This is a genomic window from Agrobacterium sp. a22-2 (assembly GCF_012276985.1).
In the GTDB taxonomy this organism is placed as follows: Bacteria; Pseudomonadota; Alphaproteobacteria; order Rhizobiales; family Rhizobiaceae; genus Allorhizobium.
Map to the genome: position 1 here is coordinate 137,108 of NZ_JAAXMM010000010.1, position 22,397 is coordinate 159,504.

Here is a 22,397-nt window from a genome sequence, read left to right on the forward strand (position 1 = left end):
ATCCGATGGTACATGACCTTCGAAACACGGAGAAGCAGCGCTGCTGTGCGGTCTGCGGCCAAGCTTTCCCGCGGTCGCAACTGCGCTCGGCAGCCTTGATGCGCCCGCATCTCTTCGAACTCGTGCAGGGCGAAGTCGAGGGGTGGTCGGCAGACAGCTTTATCTGCGATGGAGACATGGCGCGCTACCGACGGCGCTATGTCGAAACGCTGCTGGAGGACGAGCGGGGCGAACTGTCCGAACTCGACCAGCGCGTGCTCGACAGCCTGGAGGCAGGGGCGTCGACGGTCCAGGAGATCGGGCGGCCCTCGACGGAGCCAAGCCCGACATTTGGAGAGAAAGCCGCCGATGCCGTGGCGTCATTCGGCGGGTCCTGGGTCTTTATCCTCTCGTTCTGTCTTTTTCTCGCATTATGGATCATGACGAATATCTGGTTGTTGCGCGCCGCGGCATTCGATCCCTATCCCTTCATCCTCCTCAACCTGCTCCTGTCCTGTGTCGCGGCCCTGCAGGCGCCGGTGATCATGATGAGCCAGCGGCGGCAGGAACAGAAGGACAGGCAGCGCGCCGAGAATGATTACATGATCAATCTGCGGGCCGAACTCGAGATTAGAAACCTGCACGAAAAGATCGACCACCAGATGGCCCATCAATGGGAACGGCTGGCCGAACTGCAGCAGATCCAGATCGACCTTTTGGAGCGGCGGGAGCGTTGAGCATCGAGAAACGCGCGGCGCAAGCAAGGCGTCACGGTTTGGCGCGGCACTGTGACGGCGCCATGAAACTTCGCCCATCCCCCTTGTTTTCAGGCCTTGAGGCGGTTAGATACCGCCCACTTTCCCTATAAGACAAAGGACGATAGACATGGCGATTGAACGCACGTTTTCGATGATCAAGCCGGATGCCACCAAGCGTAACCTGACGGGCGCCATCACCAAGATGCTCGAAGACGCCGGCCTGCGCGTCGTTGCCTCCAAGCGCGTCTGGATGAGCACCCGCGAAGCCGAAGGCTTCTACGCCGTCCACAAGGAACGCCCCTTCTTCGGCGAACTGGTCGAAGGCATGACCTCCGGCCCGACCGTCGTCCAGGTCCTGGAAGGCGAGAACGCCATCCTCAAGAACCGCGAAATCATGGGCGCCACCAACCCGGCCAATGCCGACGAAGGCACGATCCGCAAGACCCACGCTTTGTCGATCGGCGAAAATTCGGTTCACGGTTCGGATGCTCCGGAAACCGCTGCCCAGGAAATCAAGTACTGGTTCTCCGACACCGAAATCGTCGGCTGAACCAAGCCCTGAGGCATCGGCCTCATTCACTTGACGAGATTTGAAAAAAACCGGGGCGGCATGCTCCGGTTTTTTTATGGGCGGCAGCCGGCTTCGGGGGAGAAGTCGGTGCTGCCATCGGCTTTGAAGACCTCCGGGTTTTTGGTGTAGACGGCCCCCAGAACCAGCGGCTTTGCCGGCAGGATGCTTTGGTCCTCGCTCGATTTGACGGTTGTCTGCAACGTCTGGATCAGGTTGCCCTTGGCATCGCTGACGCGGATGTCGACCGTATAGGGCCGATCCTTGACGACGCAATGCAGCGCCGGGCTCTCCAGCACCACGTTGTGCTCAGATGGAAAGATCTTCGACCGCGTTACCAGCGGCGCGCCGCCGGCCGGATTTTCAAAGCGTGTTTCCACCATGCTGCCTTCGGGCAAATCGCCCTGGCGTCTGAGCGTTACCAGATAGCTGGCCTTGGCGACCCGATAGTTGAACACGACCAGCCGGCCCGCCACGGCAAGCGGCGCGTCCTTGTCCTCTCTCTGGCAGCCGGCAAGCAGCATCGCTGCGCAAGACGCCCATACAGCAATCGACCTGATCGTCATGGATCGGTCTCCTTTCGCTTTCGCTGATAATGCCGGCTGGCTTTGACGCGGTTGCCGCAGACCGCCATGTCGCACCACATCCGGCTCCTGTTCTTGCTGCGGTCGAGAAACAGCCAGCCGCACTTGGCGCAGATCTTCATGCGCTCCGGTGCCGGCTCGCCGCATAACCTCAGGGCTGAAAGGGCGGTGGCCGTTTCCAGCCCCGCCTGATCGTTGCCATGGCGCAGATTGTCGGCGATCGCCTCCAGCAAGGTGGCGAGATCGTCGCGACTGTCGTGGCCGAGCGTCCGATTGCGGAAATAGGCGTCGATCGCCTCGCGCAACTGAAGGAAACGCCTGCCGTTGTCCGGCCGCACCGGCGCAAGCCGCACCGCCAGGTCCCGCTCGGCGCAGAAGACCTGCGCGGCCGGGACGAAGGTCGCGAGCTTTACCGGATCCTCAAAGCGGTCGCGGCGCTCCAGGGGATCCATGCGCAGGATAATCGTGTTGGCAACATCGAGCGCGAGCGCTCCGCCGGAAAAGCGGTGAGGGGTCCAGGTGAAGGTCATGCTCAAAATTATAACTGGTAAAATGAATTTTGATAGTTATAAATTCGAGCGGAGATTTCGAATGGCCTATCTGTTGCAACAATTTGCCAATGCCCTGCCGCTGGCTGCGCTTTATGCGGCCCTGGCCTTCGGCTACGCGCTGATTTTCGGCATGACGCGCCGGGCCGACATCACCTATGGAGCCCTGTTTGCCTTTTCCGGTCAGATCTATGTGCTGTTTGCCGAATTCGCCTGGAACGATCTTTATCTGGTGCTGCCGGCGGCCTTGGCGCTGGGCGCCGTTGCAGCGGAACTCTATGCGCTGGCGGCCGGCGCCCTGATCGGCCGCCATGTCATGCGCCCGCTCTATCGCCTGTCTCCCAACATCGTGATCGTCGCCTCGCTGGCCGTCCTGATCATTCTTTCGGAAAGTGCGCGGCTGGCGGCCGACAGCCGCGTCCTCTGGCTGCCGCCTTTCCTGAACGCGCCCGTGGTGTTTCTGGAGGATGGCGGGTTCAGGGTGACACTGACGGTCATCCAGATGGTCAACACGGCGCTGATGGCGGCGATCGTCATCATTGGCCATGGCATCCTGCGCCACGGCCGCATCGGCCGCCTGTGGCGGGCGGTTTGCGATGATGCCAGGGCCGCCGAGTTGTGTGGCGTCGACTCCGGCTTTGCCTTTGTGGCGTCCTACCTGACGGCAACCATGATCGCTGCCGTCTGCGGCATCCTCTCGACATCCTATTACGGCGCTATGGATTTCGGCGCGGGTCTGGTCTTCGGGCTGAAAGTGGTGCTGATCGCCGCGGCCGGCGGCACGTCTTCGCCGACCCGCTCGGCACTGGGGGCCGCTGCCGTCGGGGTGGCCGAAACCCTGTGGAGCGGCTTCGGACCGATCATGTTGCGAGACCTGGTGATCGTATCGGGGTTGGTGGCCGTGCTCGTCCTCAGTCGCCGCGAGCGGGCAATACCGTGATCGGTGCTGCCAGCCGTCACCGCCAGCGGTCGCGGGCCCGGTCGTCGGCGTCGCGCGCGACAACCCAGTCGCCCGTCGATCCGTCCTTGCCGTGTTCCTTCTTCCAGAACGGGGCGGAGGTCTTGAGAAAGTCCATCATCAGGTTGGCGCCGTCGAAGGCAGCCTGCCGGTGGCTGGCGGCCGCAATCACCAGCACGATGTTCTGGCTGGGAGCGATCCGGCCGTAACGGTGGATGGCGGTCAGCGCCAGCAGGTTGAAGCGCTCGATCGCCGTCTCGCCGATCCGCCGCATCTCCGCTTCTGCCATGCCGGGATAATGCTCAAGCTCCAGCGCCGACAATGTGCCGCCTTCATCGCGGCAGAGTCCGACGAAGGAAACCACTGCTCCGATATCCGTCCGCCCGGCGCTGATGGCGCGGTTCTCCGCCGTCAGGTCGAAATCCTCGGCCTGGACGCGGATAACCGGGGAGGGAGGGGACACTGGCATGGCCCTAGCCGCCCGTCATCGGCGGGAACAGGCCGATCTCGCGCGCGCCAGCAATCGGCTCGTCATGTTCGACATGTTCCTGGTTGATCGCCACGCGAATGGCCTCGGGAAACTGCAGCGCGGATTCATATTCCTCGCCAAGGCCGCGCAGATGCTCGATCAGGTCGGCAACGGTCACGACACCTGCCGGAAGCTCCAGGTCTTCCTCACCCTTGCCGATCCGTTCGCGCACCCAGGCGAAATAGACGAGCTTGACCATCATTCGGCGTCCACGATGTGTTTGGCGCCGGCACGGAAATAGTCGTAGCCGGTGTAGATGGTCAGGATCGCGGCGACCCAGAGCAGGGTGATGCCGAGTTCCGTCGTATAGGGCAGCACCTTGTCGCCGGCCGGGCCGGCCAGCAGGAAGGCGATGGCCACCATCTGCAGCGTCGTCTTCCATTTGGCGATGCGCGTCACCGGCACGCTGACCTTCAGCGCCGCCAGATATTCGCGCAGGCCCGAGACCAGGATCTCGCGGCACAGGATGGTGATTGCGGCCCAGAGCGACCAGCCGGCAATGGTACCGTCCGCGGCCATCAGCAGCAGTACCGAGGCGACCAACAGCTTGTCGGCGATCGGATCGAGCATCCGGCCGATATTGGACGTCTGGTTCCAGATGCGCGCCAGATAGCCGTCGAGAAAATCGGTGATCGAGGCAATGACGAATAGCGTCAGGGCGGTCCAGCGGGCAAAGTCGGAGCTGGCCAGCTGTCCCTCGATAAAGAAGCACAGGACGATGAACGGCACGGCCAAAATGCGGCCGTAGGTCAGGAGATTGGGAATATTATAGGTCCGCGAAGCCATGGTGTCCTGTCTTTTGCACGATTTCAGTCGTAGATGACGGTTTTCGCCCCCGACCGTCAACACCCTCTGTCTGAATGTTTCAACACAGGTGGTGGCTTAGGCTGTTCTTCTCAATCTCAATCCGCGGCTTTTTCATGGAAATGATTGTAGACCAGCCGCGCTACCGTCTCCGAAATGCCGTCGACGGCGGTCAGGTCCGTGAGGCCCGCCCGCGATACCGCCTTGGCGGTGCCGAAATGCTGAAGCAGCGCCCGCTTGCGCGTCGGGCCGATGCCGGCGATCTCGTCGAGCGGATTGCTGACCATCTCCTTCTTGCGCCGCGCCCGATGCGAGCCGATGGCGAAACGATGCGCCTCGTCGCGCAGGCGCTGCACGAAATAGAGGACGGGATCGCGGGGCGGCAGCGTGAAATCCGCCTTGCCGGCCGCAAAGAACCGCTCGCGCCCTGCGTCGCGGTCGACACCCTTGGCGACGCCGATGGCGATCACGCTGTCGGTAATGCCGAGTTCTTCGAGAATGGTGCGCACCGCCGTCATCTGCCCCTGGCCGCCGTCGATCAGGATCACGTCGGGCCAGGCGGGGAAGGCGGTGTCTGCCGTTTCGTCCGTCGGCGGCTGGCTGCGGTCCGGCTTGCCTTCTTCCTTCAAAAGCCGCGAGAAGCGCCGTGTCATCACTTCGCGCATCATGCCGAAGTCGTCGCCCGGCGTGATGTCCGTCGATTTGATGTTGAACTTGCGATACTGGCCTTTGACGAAGCCTTCCGGTCCCGCCACCACCATGCCGCCCACCGCATTGGTGCCCATGATGTGGGAGTTGTCGTAGATCTCGATGCGGCGCGGCACGTAAGGCAGTGCAAAGGTCTCGGCAAAGCCCTGCAGCAGGCGCGATTGCGAGGCGGTCTCGGCGAGCTTGCGGCCATGGGCCTCGCGCGCATTGGCGGTGACATGGTCGACCACGTCCTTTTTGTCGCCGCGTTGCGGCACCAGCACGGTCACCCGGTAACCGGCCCGCTCCGACAGGGCGGCGGCCAGAAGGTCCTGCTCCTCGATCGTCTCGGACAGCAGCACCTGCCGGGGACAGGGTTTGTCGTCGTAGAACTGCGCCAGGAAGGCGCTGAGCACTTCGGCGCTGGACATCTGCGGATCGGCCTTCGGGAAATAGGCGCGGTTGCCCCAGTTCTGGCCGGTGCGGAAAAAGAACACCTGGATGCAGGTCAGCCCGCCCTCGTGATGGATGGCGAAGATGTCGGCTTCCTCGATGCTGGCCGGGTTGATGCCCTGATGGCTCTGCACATGGCTGAGCGCCGCCAACCGGTCGCGATAGACGGCGGCGCGCTCGAAATCGAGATCTTCGGCCGCTTCGTTCATCGCAGCCGCGATCGAGGATTTGACGTTCTGGCTCTTGCCGGACAGGAAATCCTTGGCCTCGCTCACCAGCTCGGCATAGCCGGCCTCGCTGACTTCGCCGGTGCACGGCCCCGAACAGCGCTTGATCTGGTAGAGCAGGCAGGGGCGGGTGCGGGTCTCGAACACGCTGTCGGTGCAGGTGCGCAGCAGGAAGGCGCGCTGCAGCGAATTGATGGTGCGCCCGACGGCGCTGGCCGAGGCGAAGGGGCCGAAATAATCGCCCTTCTTGGCGCGCGCGCCGCGATGCTTGTAGATCGCCGGTGCCTTGCTGTCGCCGGTGATCAGGATATAGGGAAAGCTCTTGTCATCGCGCAGCAGCACGTTGAACCGCGGCCGCAAGCGCTTGATCAGATTGGCTTCGAGCAGCAGCGCCTCGACCTCGGTGCGCGTCGTGACGAATTCCATATTGGCGGTTTCGCGCACCATGCGAACGATGCGGTTCGAATGACCGCGCCCTTGCGCATAATTGCTGACGCGCTTCTTCAGGCTGCGGGCCTTGCCGACATAGAGCACGTCGCCATCGGCATTGAACATGCGATAGACGCCGGGACTGTTGGGCAATTGCTTGACGAATTCGCCGATCAGCTCGGCGCCGGTCAGGCCGTTCTCGTTGCGATTGCCTTCCGTCCAGTCGACGGCAAGGACGGGCGCCTCGGCAACGCTGTCGATCGCGATGTCGTCGTCGTCTTCACTGCCGTCATAGAGAATGCCGCCGTCCGGCAGCTTTCCTCCCGTCATTCACGAATCTCCGCTGTGCCCGGTATGTGCCATATATGATGCTGGCCGCCGTCGAGCGCAATCATTTGGCCGGTGATCGAAGGCGTGTCAAAAAGAAAGCGGATCGTGCGGCCGAATTCCCCAAGTTCCGGCCCACGCTTCAAAGGCAGGCTGTCGATCTGCGCTTGAAAATCCTCAAGGGTCTGACGCTCGCTGATCAGCGTCGGACCGGGACCGATGCCGTTGACCCTTATGCGCGGCGCAAAGCTCTGCGCCATCGTTTGGGTGGCGGTCCACAGGGCGGCCTTCGACAGGGTATAGGAATAGAAGGTCGGCCTCAGCGCCAGCACGCGCTGGTCGATGATGTTGACGATCATGCCTTCCCGATCAGCCGGCACCTGTGCCGCAAAGGCCGCCGCCAGAATCGAGGGCGCCCGCAGATGCAGGTCGAAATGCGCGGCGAACACCGCCGCATCGAACCGCTCGGCGCTGTCCTCCTGAAAAACCGAAGCATTGTTGACCAGGAGGCCGATCGGCCCGAGCTCGCTGGCCGCGGCCTCGATCAGCCCTGCGGTCTCGTCGATCTGCCTCAGATCGGCTTTGACCGCGACAGCCCGCCCGCCAAGCCGCCGCAGATCGGCGGCAAGCGCCTCGGCCTCGGCGATGGACTGGTTGGCGTGAAGTGCCACGGCGAATCCGTGAGCTGCGAGATCTTGTGCAATGGCTCGCCCAAGTCTTTTAGCGGCTCCGGTGACAAGGGCTGTCTTTTCGATCTTGTTTTCCAAGGGTTTTCTATCCGGCAGTGGATTTGCGATGCTGCGCATATAGAGCGCGTTTCTTATTATAGAAGATCGGTTCGCGTATCGTATGGCAGGGAGTGAGTTCGGGCATTTGGATTTTCTGCAATATTAGTTCGAATATAGTTCAGTAACGTCCTGTTTACAATTTGTTATGGTTAATGAATACCCTGTGGCGGATAAGCAACGTCCCATTTTTGCCTTTCGTGTGCCTCAAAGAATTCACAATTCGGCTCTTTCAATTCCTCAATTGGATATCATTTTAACTATCGGAACGGGCAGGGACATCCGTCTGTATGTCCGAGCCGCGATAGATAGACAATCTTACGCAGGCCCGGAAACGAAAAGGAGATAAAGTATGCGTACTCTCGTTATGATTCTTATGGCCTCGTCTGCAGGTCTTTCTTTTGTCACCTCGGCGGGTGCCGCTGATGCGATCGACCAGATCCCGGAAGCTCCGGCGGTCACCGAGAACATCGTCGCTCCGGCTGGCGGCTGGGCCGGTGCCTATGTCGGTGGCGCCGCCACCTATGACAACGGCCGCTTCCGCGGTGACGACTACAATGCCAACGCCGTCGGCGGTCAGCTCTATGGCGGTTACAACATGCAGAACGGCCAGATCGTCTATGGTGCGGAAGCCGATATCGGTTACACCGGCCAGGACGGCCGCGCTGCTGCCGGCGTCACCGGCAAGGAAGGCATCAACGGTTCTATCCGTGGCCGCGTCGGCTACGACATGAACCCCTTCCTGATCTATGGTACGGCTGGTGTTGCTGCTGCCAATCACGAACTGTCCAGTGCGGCAGGCTCGGATGACAAGACGGCTCTGGGTTACACGGTCGGCGCCGGTGTCGAAGCTCTCGTCACCGACAACATCACCGCCCGCGTGGAATATCGCTACAGCGATTACCAGAAGAAGGATTTCGATGTCGGCGGCACGACCTACTCGCGCGGTTTCGACAACCACAGCGTCAAGGTCGGTATGGGCGTCAAGTTCTGATCAGCCTCTGATCGAACACAGGAAAGCCGGGCATTGCCCGGCTTTTTTGCGTTTGGAAACGGGGAGGAACTGTCAGCCCTGCGGCTTGAGCGCGGAATAATCCTCGAAACGCTTGGCGAATTTCTGTGGCCAGGCGGTCAGTTCGGTGCGGCCGTCTTCCCACTCTCCGGGAAAGCGCAGCATCAGATAGCCGATCATGGCGGCCATGGCGAAATGCCCGCCATTCAGCTTTTTACCGGTCTTCGGCAGATGGGCGTTGAGGTGATCGAGCCCGCGCACCACCTTGCTCCATTGCCGGTCGATATAGGGCTGGTGGACCTTTTCCGGCGGATGGAAGCGTTTTTCGTAGACGATGGCGACCAGGCAATCGGTAATGCCGTCGCACAGCGCTTCGAACACCTCGACCTCGGTGCGCTTGGCGTGCTTTTTCGGATACAGCGTCTTGCCGGACACGCGGTGCAGATAATGCATGATGGCGCGGCTGTCGAAGATCGCCTGACCCTCGTCGCTGACCAGCGTCGGGATCTTGCCGAGCGGATTGCACTCGACCAGTTCGACCGGGTCATCCATGGCTGCGACCTTGATCTCCTCAACGCTAACGCCGAGATAGCGGGCGGCCATACGGACCTTGGAGGAGTAGGGGGAGGTCGGGGAGTGGAGCAGTTTCATGGTTTGTCCTGTGGTTTGTTCAGTTGATGGCCGGAAGGTCTACGGATTTCAGCCGGCAGGCATTGCGGTCGACTTCCGGGCAATCGCGAAAGGCCAGTTCCTTGGTCAGGCAGATGCGGACCTCGTCGAGTTTGCCATCGTCGCAGGTGACCGCGATGCCGCGCTTGCCGAGGTCGGGGTTCTTGTCCGTGAACATGTCTTCGATCCGCTCGGTGCCGAGCCGGAGGCTGGCCAAGGCTTTGGCGTTCTTGAGTACCTCCGGGATTTTTATCCGCTCATAGGCCTGCCGGGTGACGCGGAAATAGTCCTGCTGGCTGAGGCCCGAGCAGGTGCCGTGCTTGCGCCATTCATGGCCGATCAGGCCCATGCCGGGCATGATGTCGAACAGCGACTGGCCGAGGCTGTCGGGCACGCGCTCCGCTTCGCCACTGTTGCAGAATTCCGGGTAACCGGTTTCGTTCTGTGGCCACAGGCCGTGCACGATCAGCCCGTAATCGGCATCGGTGCCGCATTGCTGGCGATTGCCGCGACCCTCGTCCGATCCGCAATAGGTCGGCGACCACGACAGCGACAGCACGTAGAAATCGAATCCCTTGCCGCGGGGAACGGCGACCGGGCGAGGCGCTGGCGATGCCGCAGTTTCGCCTGCGATCGGCTCGGTCGGTATCGCAGTTTCGCGCGAAACACCCATGTCGCCGTGCGTTTCCATTCCGTCCCGCAGTCCATAGACCGCAGCAGCAATGGCAAGCGCCGCAAGCGCGATCAGGCCGCCATAGCGAGGCAGGACATTCACCGCAAAGATGCGCAGGCCGCGCCGTAGATATGCGAGGGATCAAGGCCGCTGGCGCAGAATTCGACGCCGGATCCGAAGCCCGCCTGGGCCATATTGCTCTCGATCAGATAATAGAGCTGGCGAGCAACGCCGTCGCTGGTGACGATTTTAGCGCTGCAATGGCGCCGCTCGACCGAATGGGTCTTGTCGCCGGGCATCAACTGGTCTTGGCGAGGGGTGCCGAAATCGGCAATCGTCAGCCTTGGGGCGAGAAAGGGGCCGTGGCTGGCCGCAAACCGGGCCTTGACGGTCCAGAGGACCCAGGAATCGTTGCATTTCGGCGTCCAGTCGCCGGCATGGACCGGTGCGGTTGCGACAATCATGGTTGCGGCAATCACGCCGGCGTTGACAACAGATCTGGCGGACATGGCAGGTTCATGAGTCTCCCTGGTTTTGGGGGAGGATGTTGGCAAAGGCGGACGCGGTCAAGTGTGGAGGCGGCGGCGGCAGGTCTTATACCAAGTCTCAATCTTCGCCGCGCAGCCAGAAGCAGCGATGCGAGGCATAGCGATCCTGGGCCATGGCCTGTTTCAGCACCGGCAGCATCAGATGCATCTCGTCTTTCAGGGTGAAGGGCGGATTGACGATGATCAGCCCCGAGCCGGACAGGCCGCCCTCGCGGTCGCTGCGCACATTGAGTTCGGCGCACAGCATTTTCGGGATGTCGAGCGCCTTCAGCGCCTCGTGGAATTCGGCAAGCGGCGCGCCCTTCTTGATCGGATACCACAGGCAGTAGGTGCCGGTCGCAAACCGCCGGCAGGCCTTTGCCAGCCCGTCCACCATCCGCTCGTATTCGTTCTCGACCTCGAAAGGCGGATCGACCAGCACGATGCCGCGCTTTTCCTTGGGCGGCAGATGGGCGCCCAGCGACAGCCAGCCGTCGAGCTCGGTGATGCGCACCTGGTAATCGCCTTCGAACAGGCGGGAGAGCGTCCGGCAATCGTCCGGGTGCAGTTCCATGGCCGACAGGCGATCCTGCGGGCGAAACAGCATACGGGCAAGCTTTGGCGAGCCGGGATAGAGCGTGATCGGCCCATCGGGGTTCAACTCGCGCACCGCGTCCAGATAGGGCGCCAGCAACGGCGCCACATTGGCCGGCAGGTCGGCTTCCATCAGCTTGCCGATGCCCGTCAGCCATTCGCCGGTTTTCTGCGCCTCGTCGGAGGACAGGTCGTAAAGACCGATGCCGGCATGGGTATCGAGCACCCGGAACGCCTTATCCTTCTGCTGCATGTAGACAACGAGCCGCGCCAGCACGGCATGCTTCAGCACATCGGCGAAATTGCCCGCGTGGTAGATATGGCGGTAGTTCATGTCGAATTCCGATGGCTGTGATGATTTGTTGGAATGGGGCTTTTGAGCTTTGTCAGCTTGTCCTATACAAAAGCCATGAACATAGCGACACCCATCAAGACCCTGAGCCCCGGTCATACGACCTGTCCGCATGACTGTCCATCCACCTGCGCGCTGGAGGTCGACCTCACCGAGGACGGCCGCATCGGCCGGGTGCGCGGTGCTGCCGACAACAGCTACACGGCCGGCGTGATCTGCGCCAAGGTGGCGCGCTATGCCGAGCGCCTCTATCACCCCGACCGGCTGATGGTGCCGCAGCGCCGCAAGGGCGCCAAGGGTGCCAAGGGTGCCAAGGGTGCGGGCCTCTGGCAGGAGATTTCCTGGGACGCGGCGCTGGATGAGATCGCCAATGCCTTTGTCGCCGCCGAGCAGAAACATGGCACGGAAGCGATCTGGCCCTATTTCTACGCTGGCACCATGGGCCAGGTGCAGCGCGATTCGATCGAGCGCCTGCGCCATGCCAAGCGCTATTCCGGTTTCATGGGCACGATCTGCACCAACATGGCCTGGACCGGCTATGTCATGGGCACCGGCATGCTACGTGGCCCGGACCCGCGTGAAATGGCCAGGACCGACTGCGTGGTCATCTGGGGCACCAATGCGGTCGCCACCCAGGTCAATGTGATGACCCATGCCATCAAGGCCCGCAAGGAACGCGGCGCCAAGATCGTCGTTATCGACATCTACGACAATCCGACCATGAAGCAGGCCGACATGGCGCTGACGCTCAAGCCCGGCACCGATGCGGCGCTGGCCTGCGCGGTCATGCACATCGCCTTCCGCGACGGTTACGCCGACCGCGCCTATATGGAAAAATATGCCGACGATCCGGCGGGCCTCGAAGCGCATCTGGCGACCCGCACACCGGAGTGGGCCGCCGCGATCACGGGCCTGTCGGTCGAGGAGATCGAGGCCTTTGCACGCCTGGTCGGCACGACGAGAAAGACCTTCTTCCGCCTCGGCTATGGCTTTACCCGCAGCCGCAATGGTGCTGCGTCGATGCATGCGGCCCTGTCGGTCGCAACCGTGCTCGGCTCCTGGCAATACGAAGGCGGCGGCGCCTTTCATTCCAACAGCGATATCTTCCGGCTCAACAAGTCGGAGTTGATGGGCACCGGCTACATGGATCCGTCGATCCGCATGCTCGACCAGTCGCAGGTCGGCCGCGTGCTGACCGGCGATGCCGTCGCTCTGCGCCATGGCGGACCGGTGACGGCCATGCTGATCCAGAACACCAACCCAGTCAATGTCGCGCCCGAGCAGCGGCTGGTGAAACAGGGTTTCCTGCGCGACGACCTGTTTGTCGCCGTGCACGAGCAGTTCATGACCGAGACGGCGGAACTGGCCGATATCGTCCTGCCGGCCACCATGTTTGTCGAGCATGACGATCTCTATCGCGGCGGCGGCCAGAACCATATCCAGCTTGGCCCCAAACTGGTCGAGCCGCCGGAAACGGTGCGCACCAATCTCTTCGTCATCGAGGAACTGGCCAAGCGCCTCGGCGTCGCGGACTATCCGGGCTTCGGCCTGTCCGCCCGCGAGCATATCGACCATATCCTGACCGCCAGCGGCCGCATCGGCTTCGACGCGCTGCTCAACGACAAATGGATCGATTGCCAGCCGGATTTCGACGAGGCTCATTACCTCAACGGCTTTGCCCATCCCGATGGCAAGTTCCACTTCAAGCCGGACTGGGCCGGCGGACCCGCCCCCAATCGCCCGCCGGCCTCGGTCGGCATCCTCGGCCCGGTCGCGCAGTTTCCAGCCTTTCCCGATCAGGTGGATGTCATCGAGCTTGCCGACGAGCAGCATCCGTTCCGGCTGGCCACTTCGCCGGCTCGCAACTTCCTCAACTCGACCTTTGCCGAAACCCGCAGTTCGGTGCAGAAGGAGGGGCGCCCCGAGGTAATGGTCAGCCCCGCCGATGCGCTGGCGCTTGGCATCGAAAGCGACGATCTGGTGCGCATGGGCAATGGCCGCGGCGAAATCCGCATCCACGCCCGCGTCACCGATGCCGTCAAGCCAGGCGTGCTGGTGGCCGAAGGCCTGTGGCCCAACAAGGCGCATGTCGACGGGGAGGGCATCAATGTGCTGACCGGCGCCGATCCGGTCGCCCCGCATGGCGGTGCCGCCTTCCACGACAACAAGGTCTGGCTGACGAAAGATCTGGCGTGAGCAAGTTCGACAAGACGACCATCGAGATCGTTTCCGACGAGACCCTGTCCAAGGGCTGGAGCCACCTGCGCAAGGTGACCTTCGACTATACCAATGATGCGGCCAAGACCCATCGACTGACCTGGGAGGTTTTCGACCGTGGCGAGGCGGTTGCCGTGCTGCTGTTTGATCCGTCCCGGCAGACCGTGGTCATGGTGCGCCAGTTCCGCATTCCGGCCTATGTCAACGGCGATCCCGCCTTCCTGCTGGAAGTGCCGGCCGGTGCCACCGAAGGCGGCGATCCCCTGGCGGCGGCCTGCCGCGAGGTGCTGGAGGAGACCGGCTATCGGATTGATGCGCCGCGCCACCTGTTCAGCGCCTATATGTCGCCGGGATCGGTGACCGAGAAGGTGCATTTCTACTTTGCTGCCGTCAGTGCCGCGCAGAAGGTCGAAGACGGCGGCGGGCTCGAGGACGAGCATGAGGACCTGGAATTGCTGGACCTCGATCTGGATGCAGCCCTTCAGATGATCGCAACCGGCGAGATTTGTGACGGCAAGACCATCATGCTGCTGCAATGGGCGGCCCTCAACCGCGCCAGCCTCGACCGCCGGCCCTGACGAAAAAAACCGCGAGCACGGACCAAGCGTGCCGCGGTTTGTGAGGTGGGACGGCGGTTTTGGCCGCCGCCCGGGGATGGATCAGAACGTGCCTTTGAGGCCGACCGAGATCGACATGGCCTGGAAGGTCGCGCCGGCGGCATTGTCTTCGGAAGCGATCAGATCGCCGGTCGTCGTGTCATACATGTCCATCGACCCCTTGGCGTGGAAGACGCGCTCGAACGAGCCCGACACGTAGACGGCGGCCGACGGCGTCAGGGCATAATTGGCCCCCAGGTTGAGCGCGATCGTCGGGGCGGCATCCATGTAGTCGTAGAAGCGCGCGCTACGCATCCAGTGATCGTCGATATCGTCGATGCCGAAGCTCAAGCCGCCCTGCAGTCCGCCGGTGAAGCTGAACCGGCCGGCCGTATGCTCGACATTGGCGGCCAGGAAGCCGACCGGGATCTTCTGCTGGTAGCTGATCCCCTGTTCGCCATCGGGAAATTCCCCGACCAGGTCACGAAAATCCGGGTCGCCGCTGCTGTAGATATAGGAGCCGCCATAGGCATCCCATTTCACGTCGCTGTAGCGAAAGCCGGCGCCGAGCGCCAATGTCGTGGTTTCATTGGAATAGACGTCGCGGTCGATTTCGATCGAGCCGGTGAAATAATGGGCCAATTCCGTATCCGGATGGACGGAGCGGTCGCTCCATTCGTCGTGGGTTTCGCTCATCCAGTCATAGTCGACCATATGGCCATCGCCGCCGAAGCCGGCGGAGAATTTTGCCTTGACGCTCCAGTTCTTGTCGACATCGGCGCCGATTTCGGCCGTGTAGAGCGTGACGCCGGTGCTCTCCCAGTCGAGCTGGCTCATCTTGTGGCTGCCGGAATAGACGTATTCGCCGCCGCTGATATTGGCGAGGCCGACGCTGCCGGAAATCGTGAACATGTCGTTCGATGCGGTAAACAGCGTGTCGTCGGCCAGAGCCTGCAGCGGCAGGCCGGAGAGCAGTCCGATGGCCGCTAGGGAAACGATATGTATCTTGGTCATTTTGGTGTGCCCCACTCGAAGAATCTGGAAGGTGTTGATCGGGCGCGAACCTAAGGCTTGCCGGGCTTGGCACAAGGCCCGGCCTCGGCCACATCTGGGCGTGTTGCGGGCCAAAACTGGGGGTATCGCCAATCCGGCCGGCGAGGCGTTTGGTCGCCGCCGAGCAAACGGCTTCCGCCTTGCCGCCTGAGCCAGATCGGCTATCTATGATGCATCAAGGGTAGGGGAGAACGGCATGGCGGATCAGCAGCGCAAATGGGCCTTGGTGACAGGCGCGACCGGCGGTCTCGGCCGCGCCTTTGCGCAAGGGCTCGCCCGCCGTGGCTACAGCCTGGTGCTGAGCGCTCGTGGCGCCGACGCGCTGGAGGTTTTGGCCGGTGAGATCAGGTCTGCCCATGGGGTCGAGGTGGTGACGCAAACCGCCGATCTCGGCGAGCCCGGCGCCGCGCAGACGCTGAAATCCGCCATCGATAGCAGTGGCATCGCCATCGAAACCTTGATCAACAATGCCGGCTTCGCCGTGCATGGCCGCTTTGCCGATCAGGTCGCGGATCGGGTGACCGGCATGGTGGACGTGAACATCCGGGCGCTGACGGAATTGACCCATCTCTATGCCGGCGACATGGCGTCGCGCGGCGGTGGACATATCCTGCTGGTCGCCAGCACCGGCGCCTTCCAGCCGATCCCCGGTTATGCGGTCTATGCTGCGTCCAAGGCCTATGTTTTGTCCTTCGGGCGGGCGCTGCATCAGGAATTGCGCCGCCGCAAGGTCACCGTCACGGTCCTGTGCCCGGGGCCGACCGCGACCGGATTTTTCATCGCGGCCGGCCACCGCATCAACGCCCTTACGGCCGCCGCCATCATGCAGCCGGAACCGGTCGCCGACATCGGGCTGAAGGCGCTCTATGCCGGCAAACGGGATGTCGTGGCGGGTCTGATGAACCGGCTGACCGCATTCTCGACGCGGCTTTTGCCAACCGCATGGCTGGTGATGGGCGCCGGTTATTTCATGGGCAACCGCAAGTGATCGGCGGGTTCAGGCCGAAATGAGCGTCGCTAAGGGATCGCTGTCGGATCCGCTGCGGGTGACCGTGCCGTCTGCCGCCATGGCGACCGTGCCGTCCGACACCAGTTGCAGCGCCTTTGGATAGATCCGGTGTTCGACGGTCAGCACCCGCGCCGCCAGGCTGTCTGACGTGTCGCCCGGCAGGACCGGCACGACGGCCTGGGCGATGATCGGCCCTTCATCCATGCCTTCGGTCACGAAATGCACCGTGCAGCCGGCGACCCGCATGCCGGCTGCGATGGCGCGGTCATGGGTATGAAGCCCCGGAAAGAGCGGCAGCAGCGACGGATGGATATTGATGATCCGGCCTTCGTAAGTGCGGATGAAATCCGCCGAGAGCAGCCGCATATAGCCGGCAAGGCAAATGACATCCGGCTTCAGGTCGGCAAGTGCGGCCAGCACGGCGGCTTCATGCTCGGCCTTGCCAGCATAGGATTTGCGCTCGAAGGCAAAGGTGGCAATGCCCTCAGTCGATGCCTTGGCCAGACCGCCGGCCGAAGCCTTGTCGGAGATCACCGCGACGATCTCCGCCGGAAAATCGGCGGCTTTCGAGGCTGCCAGCAGGGCCATCATGTTCGATCCGCCGCCGGATATGAAGACGACGACGCGCTTGCGGGCTGACGTCATAGGCCGAGCTTGCCCTTGTAGATCGTGCCGGCAGCGCCGTCTTCGCGCGCCACCATGCGGCCGAGGCGGGCCACGGTCTCGCCTTCGGCTTCAAGGGCAGCCGTCACGACATCGGCGTTTTCAGCCGAAACCACGACGATCATACCGACGCCGCAGTTGAAGGTGCGCAGCATTTCGTTCTGGGCCACGCCGCCGGTGGCAGCAAGCCAGGAGAACACGGCCGGAACCGTGATGCTGTCGAGATCGATCTCGGCGGCCAGATGCTTTGGCAGGACCCGCGGGATGTTCTCCGGAAAACCGCCGCCGGTAATATGCGCCAGCGCCTTCAGGGCGCCCGTCTCGCGGATCGCCTTCAACAGCGGCTTCACATAGATACGGGTCGGGGTGAGCAGGGCCGCACCCAGCGTCATCTCGCTGGCAAAGGGTGCCGGCGCGTCCCAGTCGAGCCCGGACAGCGTGACGATCTTGCGCACCAGCGAAAACCCGTTGGAATGCACGCCGGACGAGGCAAGGCCGAGGATCACGTCGCCTTCGGCAATGTCGCCGGCCGGCAGAAGTTGCCCGCGTTCGGCAGCCCCGACCGCAAAGCCGGCCAGGTCGTAGTCGCCGCCCTTGTACATGCCTGGCATTTCGGCCGTTTCGCCGCCGATCAGCGCGCAGCCCGCCTCAAGGCAGCCGGCCGCAATGCCGCCGACGATCGCCGCGCCCTGGTCGGGATCGAGCTTGCCGGTGGCGAAATAGTCGAGGAAGAACAGCGGTTCGGCGCCCTGCACCACGAGGTCGTTGACGCACATGGCGACAAGATCGATGCCGACCGTGTCGTGGATGCCGGCGTCGATGGCGATCTTCAGCTTGGTGCCGACGCCGTCATTGGCGGCCACCAGGACCGGATCGGTAAAGCCGGCGGCCTTCAGATCGAACAGGCCGCCGAAGCCGCCGATCTCGCCGTCGGCGCCGGGCCGCCGCGTCGATTTGACGGCAGGCTTGATCTTCTCGACCATCAGGTTGCCGGCGTCGATGTCGACCCCCGCATCGCTATAGGTCAGACCGTTCCTTCCAGACTGGCTCATCCGTGTCTCCGCTGGCTTTCCGAATATCGGCTGGCAATTGCATGAGAGCGGCCGATATGCAAGCAGGATGGCATCGGTTTGGCGCTTTTCCGGCGTTTTGTGCCATGCTGCGGCCATGCGCCGCCGGCGGATTTCCCCATGCCATGTCTTTCAACCTGCTTTCCGCCCAGCCCGATTTGCTGCTATGGGTGCAGCGCAGTGCCCGTCAACGGGCTTTGCGCGGGAGAAGAAGGAAAGAGCGAAATGGTCCATCATATCAGCGCCTCGGGTTTGCGCCGTCAGCTTATGTTCTGGGTCGCGGCACTTGCCATCCTTGCCGTCTTCCTTCTGATGTTCCGCACCATCCTGCTGCCGTTCATCTGCGGCATGGCGCTGGCCTATTTCCTCGATCCCGTCGCCGACCGGCTGGAACGCATCGGCTTGAGCCGTCTGATGGCAACGGTCGTCATTCTGGTGACGTTCATCGTCGTGTTCGTACTCGCGCTGATGATCATCATCCCGGTCCTCGTCAGCCAGTTGAACGAGTTTATCCAGCATATTCCGGGCTATATCACCGACCTGCAGACGTTCATCGCCACATCCAATGCCGCCTGGCTTCCGGAATGGCTGAACGGCCAGGTTGGCACCATGAAGGAGAATTTCTCAAAACTTCTGGCCGAAGGCGCCGGCTTTGTCGGAACGCTGTTCGCGCAGATCTGGAATTCCGGCAAGGCGCTGGTCGATATCGCCTCGCTGCTGGTGGTCACACCGGTGGTCGCCTTCTACCTGCTGCTCGACTGGGACCGCATGATCGCCAAGGTCGACAGCTGGATTCCGCGCACCCAGGTTGCGGCGGTGCGCGAAATCGCCGGCGAGATGGACCGCACCATTGCCGGTTTCGTGCGCGGGCAGGGCTCGCTGTGCCTGATTCTCGGCATCTATTATGCCGTCGGCCTGTCGCTGATCGGCCTGAATTTCGGCCTGCTGATCGGCTTCTTCACCGGCATGATCAGCTTCATTCCTTATATCGGCTCGACGGTCGGCCTGATCCTGGCCGCCGGCGTGGCGCTGGTGCAGTTCTGGCCCGACTATGTCCACCTGATCATCGTGGTCGTGTTCTTCTTCTCCGGCCAGTTCATCGAGGGCAATATCCTGCAACCCAAGCTCGTCGGTCAGAGCGTCGGCCTGCATCCGGTCTGGCTGATGTTCGCGCTGTTTGCCTTCGGCGCCCTGTTCGGCTTCATCGGCGTTCTCGTGGCCGTTCCGGCCGCTGCCGCCGTTGGCGTTCTTGTCCGCTTCGCCCTGGCACGGTATCTTGAGAGCGATCTTTATTACGGGCAGGTAACGGTCATCGACAATGACGACCAGCCTCCCCGCATTACCGAGAAGTGAATGAGTGACATCAAGAAGGTCGTGGCGGAACGGGAGACCGGCGAGCAATTGCCGCTGGTGTTCAGCCATGCCGCGGCGTCGGGCCGCGACGATCTGCTGGTCTCCGACCGGCTGGCCGCAGCCGTTGCCATTATCGACAGCTGGCCGCACTGGCCGTCGCCCGTCGTCATCCTGACGGGACCTGCCGGTTCGGGCAAATCCCATCTGGCGGAAATCTGGCGGCAGTTGAGCGGAGCGCGCGACATCCGCCCGGTCGAGGGAGGGCAGGCAGCCCTTGAGGCGGCCCGTGGCCCGGTCCTGTTCGAGGATGCGGATCGCGACGGTTTCGACGAGGTCGAGCTTTTCCACGTCATCAACAGTGTGCGGGAAAACGGCCGAAGCCTGCTGATCACCTCGCGCAGCTGGCCGCTGTCCTGGCCGGTCGCCCTGCCGGACCTGCGCTCCCGCCTCAAGGCGGCGACCATGGTCGAGATCGGCGAGCCGGATGAAGAATTATTGTCCCAGGTGATCGTTAAACTGTTTTCCGATCGCCAGCTTAATATCGATGACAAGATTGCCGGTTATATCGTTCAGCGGATGGAGCGGTCACTGGCCGCCGCCCAGGACATCGTCGATCGGATCGACCGTCTGGCGCTGTCGCGGCGGACGAAGATCACGCGGTCTCTTGCGGCGGAAGTGTTGAACCGGCTCTACCGGCAGGACGAGCACGACTGAGTGTCACAGTGCCGTCGTCATATTGTTATAATTGGCCGATGAAGGCTAACGAAGGGCGGAAAAATGGATTCGGTTGTCACTGAGACGAACTCCGGCGAAATCGAGGAAAACAAGGTGCCGGACGATCTCCTGTCCAGTCCTTCCCGGTTCATCAATCGGGAATTTTCCTGGCTGCAGTTCAACCGCCGCGTTCTGGAAGAGACCTTGAACACCGCGCATCCGCTGCTCGAGCGCATTCGCTTCCTGTCGATCTCCGCCGCCAACCTCGATGAATTCTTCATGGTGCGCGTTGCCGGTCTTGAAGGCCAGGTCCGCCAGAACATCACCGTGCGCAGCCCTGACGGCAAGACGCCGGCCGAGCAGCTGGAAGACATCCTCAAGGAAATCGACAATCTGCAGATGGAGCAGCAGGCTTCGCTCGCGGTGCTGCAGCAATATCTCGCCAAGGAAGACATTCTGATCGTACGGCCGGGCGCGTTGTCGCAGGACGATCGCACCTGGCTGGAGACAGCCTTCGAGGAGGCCATCTTCCCGGTTCTGACGCCCCTGTCGATCGACCCGGCCCATCCGTTCCCGTTCATTCCCAATCTCGGCTTCTCGATGGGCCTGCAGCTCGAAAGCCTGCGCGGTCGCGAGCCGATGACGGCGCTGTTGCGCCTGCCGCCGGCGCTTGATCGTTTCATCCGCCTGCCGGACGACAAGAACACCATCCGCTACATCACCCTTGAAGATGCGGTCGGCATGTTCATCCACCGGCTCTATCCGGGCTACGAGGTCAAGGGCTTCGGCACGTTCCGCATCATCCGGGACAGCGATATCGAAGTCGAGGAAGAGGCCGAGGATCTGGTGCGCTTCTTCGAGACGGCCCTGAAGCGCCGCCGTCGCGGCTCGGTGATCCGGATCGAGACCGACAGCGAAATGCCGGTCGCTCTGCGCCAGTTCGTCGTGCACGAACTGGGTGTGCCCGACAATCGCGTCGCCGTCCTGCCGGGCCTTCTGGCCCTCAACACCATTTCCGAAATCGCCAAGGCGCCGCGCGATGACCTGCGCTTCGAGCCGTACAATGCCCGATTTCCCGAACGGGTGAGAGAGCATGCCGGCGACTGCCTGGCGGCGATCCGCGAAAAGGACATGATCGTCCACCATCCCTATGAGAGCTTCGACGTGGTCGTGCAGTTCCTACTGCAGGCCGCCCGTGATCCGGACGTTCTCGCCATCAAGCAGACCCTCTATCGCACCTCGAACGACAGCCCGATCGTCCGCGCCCTGATCGACGCGGCGGAGGCGGGCAAATCCGTGACCGCCCTGGTCGAGCTGAAGGCCCGTTTCGACGAAGAGGCCAATATCCGCTGGGCGCGCGACCTGGAGCGCGCCGGCGTGCAGGTCGTGTTCGGCTTCATCGAGCTGAAGACCCATGCCAAGATGTCGATGGTGGTGCGCCGCGAAGACGGCAAGCTCCGGACCTATTGCCATCTCGGCACCGGCAATTATCACCCGGTCACCGCCAAGATCTACACCGACCTGTCCTTCTTCACCTGCAATCCGAAGATCGCCCATGACATGGCGAACATCTTCAACTTCATCACCGGCTACGGCGAACCGGAAGAGAGCATGAAGCTGGCGGTCTCGCCCTATACGCTGCGGCCGCGCATCCTGAGGCATATCGAGGAAGAGACGGTCAATGCCAAGGCCGGCCGCCCGTCCGCCATCTGGATGAAGATGAACTCGCTGGTCGATCCGGAAATCATCGACGCGCTCTATCGGGCCAGCCAGGCCGGCGTCGAGGTCGATCTGGTCATCCGCGGCATCTGCTGCCTGCGCCCGAAAGTGCCTGGGCTGTCGGACAATATCCGCGTCAAGTCGATCGTCGGGCGCTTCCTGGAGCACAGCCGCATCTTCTGCTTCGGCAACGGTCATCGCCTGCCGTCGGAACATGCGCTGGTCTATATCGGTTCGGCCGACATGATGCCGCGCAATCTCGACCGCCGCGTCGAGACGCTGGTACCACTCATTAACCCGACCGTGCATGAGCAGGTGCTTTCGCAGATTATGCTGGGCAATCTCATTGACAACCAGCAAAGCTACGAGATATTGGCCGACGGAACTTCGCGGCGCATGGAAGTGCGCGCCGGGGAAGAGCCGTTCAACGCGCAGCACTATTTCATGACCAATCCAAGTCTTTCGGGACGCGGTGAATCCCTGAAATCGAGCGCGCCGAAACTGATTGCCGGAGTGATTTCCGGCCGGAAAAACTAAGCT

24 protein-coding genes are annotated in these 22,397 nt (G+C 62.4%); 10 read left to right on the forward strand and 14 right to left on the reverse strand.

Features of this window, described 5'->3' with window-relative positions; all coding sequences use genetic code 11:
* Positions 1-5 precede the first annotated feature (5 nt).
* Positions 6-716, forward strand: coding sequence for a DUF1003 domain-containing protein (locus HFC70_RS16845; RefSeq protein WP_168474435.1), 711 nt, complete (start codon positions 6-8; stop codon positions 714-716).
* Between the two features lie 148 nt (positions 717-864).
* The gene (gene ndk, locus HFC70_RS16850) at positions 865-1,287 is read left to right on the forward strand and encodes a nucleoside-diphosphate kinase (protein WP_168474436.1); all 423 of its coding nucleotides are present in this window, start codon (positions 865-867) and stop codon (positions 1,285-1,287) included.
* A 74-nt stretch (positions 1,288-1,361) separates the two neighbouring features.
* Here the strand turns inward: ndk and HFC70_RS16855 are convergent, their stop codons facing one another.
* Both HFC70_RS16855 and HFC70_RS16860 read right to left on the reverse strand, forming a co-directional pair.
* Positions 1,362-1,871 carry a hypothetical protein gene (locus HFC70_RS16855; protein WP_168474437.1) on the reverse strand — a complete coding sequence of 170 codons (510 nt, stop codon included), beginning with the start codon at positions 1,869-1,871 and terminating at the stop codon, positions 1,362-1,364.
* Positions 1,868-2,419: a CGNR zinc finger domain-containing protein gene (locus tag HFC70_RS16860; RefSeq protein ID WP_168474438.1), complete on the reverse strand. Its 552-nt coding sequence runs from the start codon at positions 2,417-2,419 to the stop codon at positions 1,868-1,870. The genes HFC70_RS16855 and HFC70_RS16860 overlap by 4 nt, the downstream gene beginning before the upstream one ends.
* A gap of 61 nt (positions 2,420-2,480) precedes the next feature.
* Between HFC70_RS16860 and HFC70_RS16865 the strand changes: the two genes are divergently transcribed.
* Positions 2,481-3,377: a branched-chain amino acid ABC transporter permease gene (locus HFC70_RS16865; protein ID WP_168474439.1), complete on the forward strand. Its 897-nt coding sequence runs from the start codon at positions 2,481-2,483 to the stop codon at positions 3,375-3,377.
* Between the two features lie 16 nt (positions 3,378-3,393).
* Here the strand turns inward: HFC70_RS16865 and HFC70_RS16870 are convergent, their stop codons facing one another.
* From HFC70_RS16870 to HFC70_RS16890, 5 genes are all read right to left on the reverse strand, one after another.
* On the reverse strand, positions 3,394-3,864 hold the full coding sequence (locus tag HFC70_RS16870; RefSeq protein ID WP_168474440.1) for a molybdenum cofactor biosynthesis protein MoaE: 471 nt from the start codon (positions 3,862-3,864) through the stop codon (positions 3,394-3,396).
* A 4-nt stretch (positions 3,865-3,868) separates the two neighbouring features.
* The gene (gene moaD / locus HFC70_RS16875) at positions 3,869-4,123 is read right to left on the reverse strand and encodes a molybdopterin converting factor subunit 1 (RefSeq protein ID WP_168474441.1); all 255 of its coding nucleotides are present in this window, start codon (positions 4,121-4,123) and stop codon (positions 3,869-3,871) included.
* On the reverse strand, positions 4,123-4,710 hold the full coding sequence (pgsA, locus tag HFC70_RS16880; RefSeq protein WP_168474442.1) for a CDP-diacylglycerol--glycerol-3-phosphate 3-phosphatidyltransferase: 588 nt from the start codon (positions 4,708-4,710) through the stop codon (positions 4,123-4,125). The genes moaD and pgsA overlap by 1 nt, the downstream gene beginning before the upstream one ends.
* Before the next feature lie 116 nt (positions 4,711-4,826).
* Complete coding sequence (uvrC, locus tag HFC70_RS16885; protein WP_168474443.1) at positions 4,827-6,854, reverse strand: excinuclease ABC subunit UvrC; 2,028 nt, start codon at positions 6,852-6,854, stop codon at positions 4,827-4,829.
* Complete coding sequence (locus tag HFC70_RS16890; protein ID WP_168474444.1) at positions 6,851-7,618, reverse strand: SDR family oxidoreductase; 768 nt, start codon at positions 7,616-7,618, stop codon at positions 6,851-6,853. The genes uvrC and HFC70_RS16890 overlap by 4 nt, the downstream gene beginning before the upstream one ends.
* Positions 7,619-7,988: 370 nt before the next feature.
* Between HFC70_RS16890 and HFC70_RS16895 the strand changes: the two genes are divergently transcribed.
* A complete protein-coding gene (locus tag HFC70_RS16895) occupies positions 7,989-8,630 on the forward strand; it encodes an outer membrane protein (RefSeq protein ID WP_168474445.1) in 642 nt (213 codons plus the stop codon).
* Between the two features lie 72 nt (positions 8,631-8,702).
* Here the strand turns inward: HFC70_RS16895 and HFC70_RS16900 are convergent, their stop codons facing one another.
* The 4 genes from HFC70_RS16900 to HFC70_RS16915 form a co-directional block, all read right to left on the reverse strand.
* The gene (locus tag HFC70_RS16900) at positions 8,703-9,299 is read right to left on the reverse strand and encodes a glutathione S-transferase (protein ID WP_168474446.1); all 597 of its coding nucleotides are present in this window, start codon (positions 9,297-9,299) and stop codon (positions 8,703-8,705) included.
* 19 nt (positions 9,300-9,318) lie between these two features.
* Entirely contained in the window at positions 9,319-10,083 is a 765-nt protein-coding gene (locus HFC70_RS16905) for a ribonuclease (protein ID WP_168474552.1), read from the reverse strand.
* Positions 10,084-10,088: 5 nt separating this feature from the next.
* A complete protein-coding gene (locus tag HFC70_RS16910) occupies positions 10,089-10,499 on the reverse strand; it encodes a hypothetical protein (RefSeq protein WP_168474447.1) in 411 nt (136 codons plus the stop codon).
* Positions 10,500-10,596: 97 nt separating this feature from the next.
* On the reverse strand, positions 10,597-11,445 hold the full coding sequence (locus HFC70_RS16915; RefSeq protein ID WP_168474448.1) for a 23S rRNA (adenine(2030)-N(6))-methyltransferase RlmJ: 849 nt from the start codon (positions 11,443-11,445) through the stop codon (positions 10,597-10,599).
* A gap of 75 nt (positions 11,446-11,520) precedes the next feature.
* Here HFC70_RS16915 and HFC70_RS16920 point away from each other — a divergent pair, with 75 nt between their 5' ends.
* Positions 11,521-13,659 carry a molybdopterin-dependent oxidoreductase gene (locus HFC70_RS16920; protein ID WP_168474449.1) on the forward strand — a complete coding sequence of 713 codons (2,139 nt, stop codon included), beginning with the start codon at positions 11,521-11,523 and terminating at the stop codon, positions 13,657-13,659.
* Entirely contained in the window at positions 13,656-14,258 is a 603-nt protein-coding gene (locus tag HFC70_RS16925; protein WP_168474450.1) for an NUDIX domain-containing protein, read from the forward strand. The genes HFC70_RS16920 and HFC70_RS16925 overlap by 4 nt, the downstream gene beginning before the upstream one ends.
* Positions 14,259-14,339: 81 nt before the next feature.
* Here the strand turns inward: HFC70_RS16925 and HFC70_RS16930 are convergent, their stop codons facing one another.
* Positions 14,340-15,290, reverse strand: a complete 951-nt coding sequence (locus HFC70_RS16930; protein WP_168474451.1) for an omptin family outer membrane protease — start codon at positions 15,288-15,290, stop codon at positions 14,340-14,342.
* Positions 15,291-15,525: 235 nt separating this feature from the next.
* Here HFC70_RS16930 and HFC70_RS16935 point away from each other — a divergent pair, with 235 nt between their 5' ends.
* Entirely contained in the window at positions 15,526-16,317 is a 792-nt protein-coding gene (locus HFC70_RS16935) for an SDR family oxidoreductase (RefSeq protein WP_168474452.1), read from the forward strand.
* A gap of 9 nt (positions 16,318-16,326) precedes the next feature.
* Here the strand turns inward: HFC70_RS16935 and purN are convergent, their stop codons facing one another.
* Positions 16,327-16,983 (reverse strand): phosphoribosylglycinamide formyltransferase, encoded by a 657-nt coding sequence (gene purN / locus HFC70_RS16940; RefSeq protein WP_168474453.1) that lies wholly within the window; start codon positions 16,981-16,983, stop codon positions 16,327-16,329.
* Entirely contained in the window at positions 16,980-18,053 is a 1,074-nt protein-coding gene (purM, locus tag HFC70_RS16945) for a phosphoribosylformylglycinamidine cyclo-ligase (RefSeq protein ID WP_168474454.1), read from the reverse strand. The genes purN and purM overlap by 4 nt, the downstream gene beginning before the upstream one ends.
* Before the next feature lie 243 nt (positions 18,054-18,296).
* Here purM and HFC70_RS16950 point away from each other — a divergent pair, with 243 nt between their 5' ends.
* The 3 genes from HFC70_RS16950 (at position 18,297) to HFC70_RS16960 (ending at position 22,394) form a co-directional block, all read left to right on the forward strand.
* The gene (locus tag HFC70_RS16950) at positions 18,297-19,424 is read left to right on the forward strand and encodes an AI-2E family transporter (RefSeq protein WP_168474455.1); all 1,128 of its coding nucleotides are present in this window, start codon (positions 18,297-18,299) and stop codon (positions 19,422-19,424) included.
* Entirely contained in the window at positions 19,425-20,138 is a 714-nt protein-coding gene (gene hdaA, locus HFC70_RS16955; RefSeq protein ID WP_168474456.1) for a DnaA regulatory inactivator HdaA, read from the forward strand.
* Between the two features lie 63 nt (positions 20,139-20,201).
* Positions 20,202-22,394: an RNA degradosome polyphosphate kinase gene (locus HFC70_RS16960; RefSeq protein ID WP_168474457.1), complete on the forward strand. Its 2,193-nt coding sequence runs from the start codon at positions 20,202-20,204 to the stop codon at positions 22,392-22,394.
* Positions 22,395-22,397: the final 3 nt, after the last annotated feature.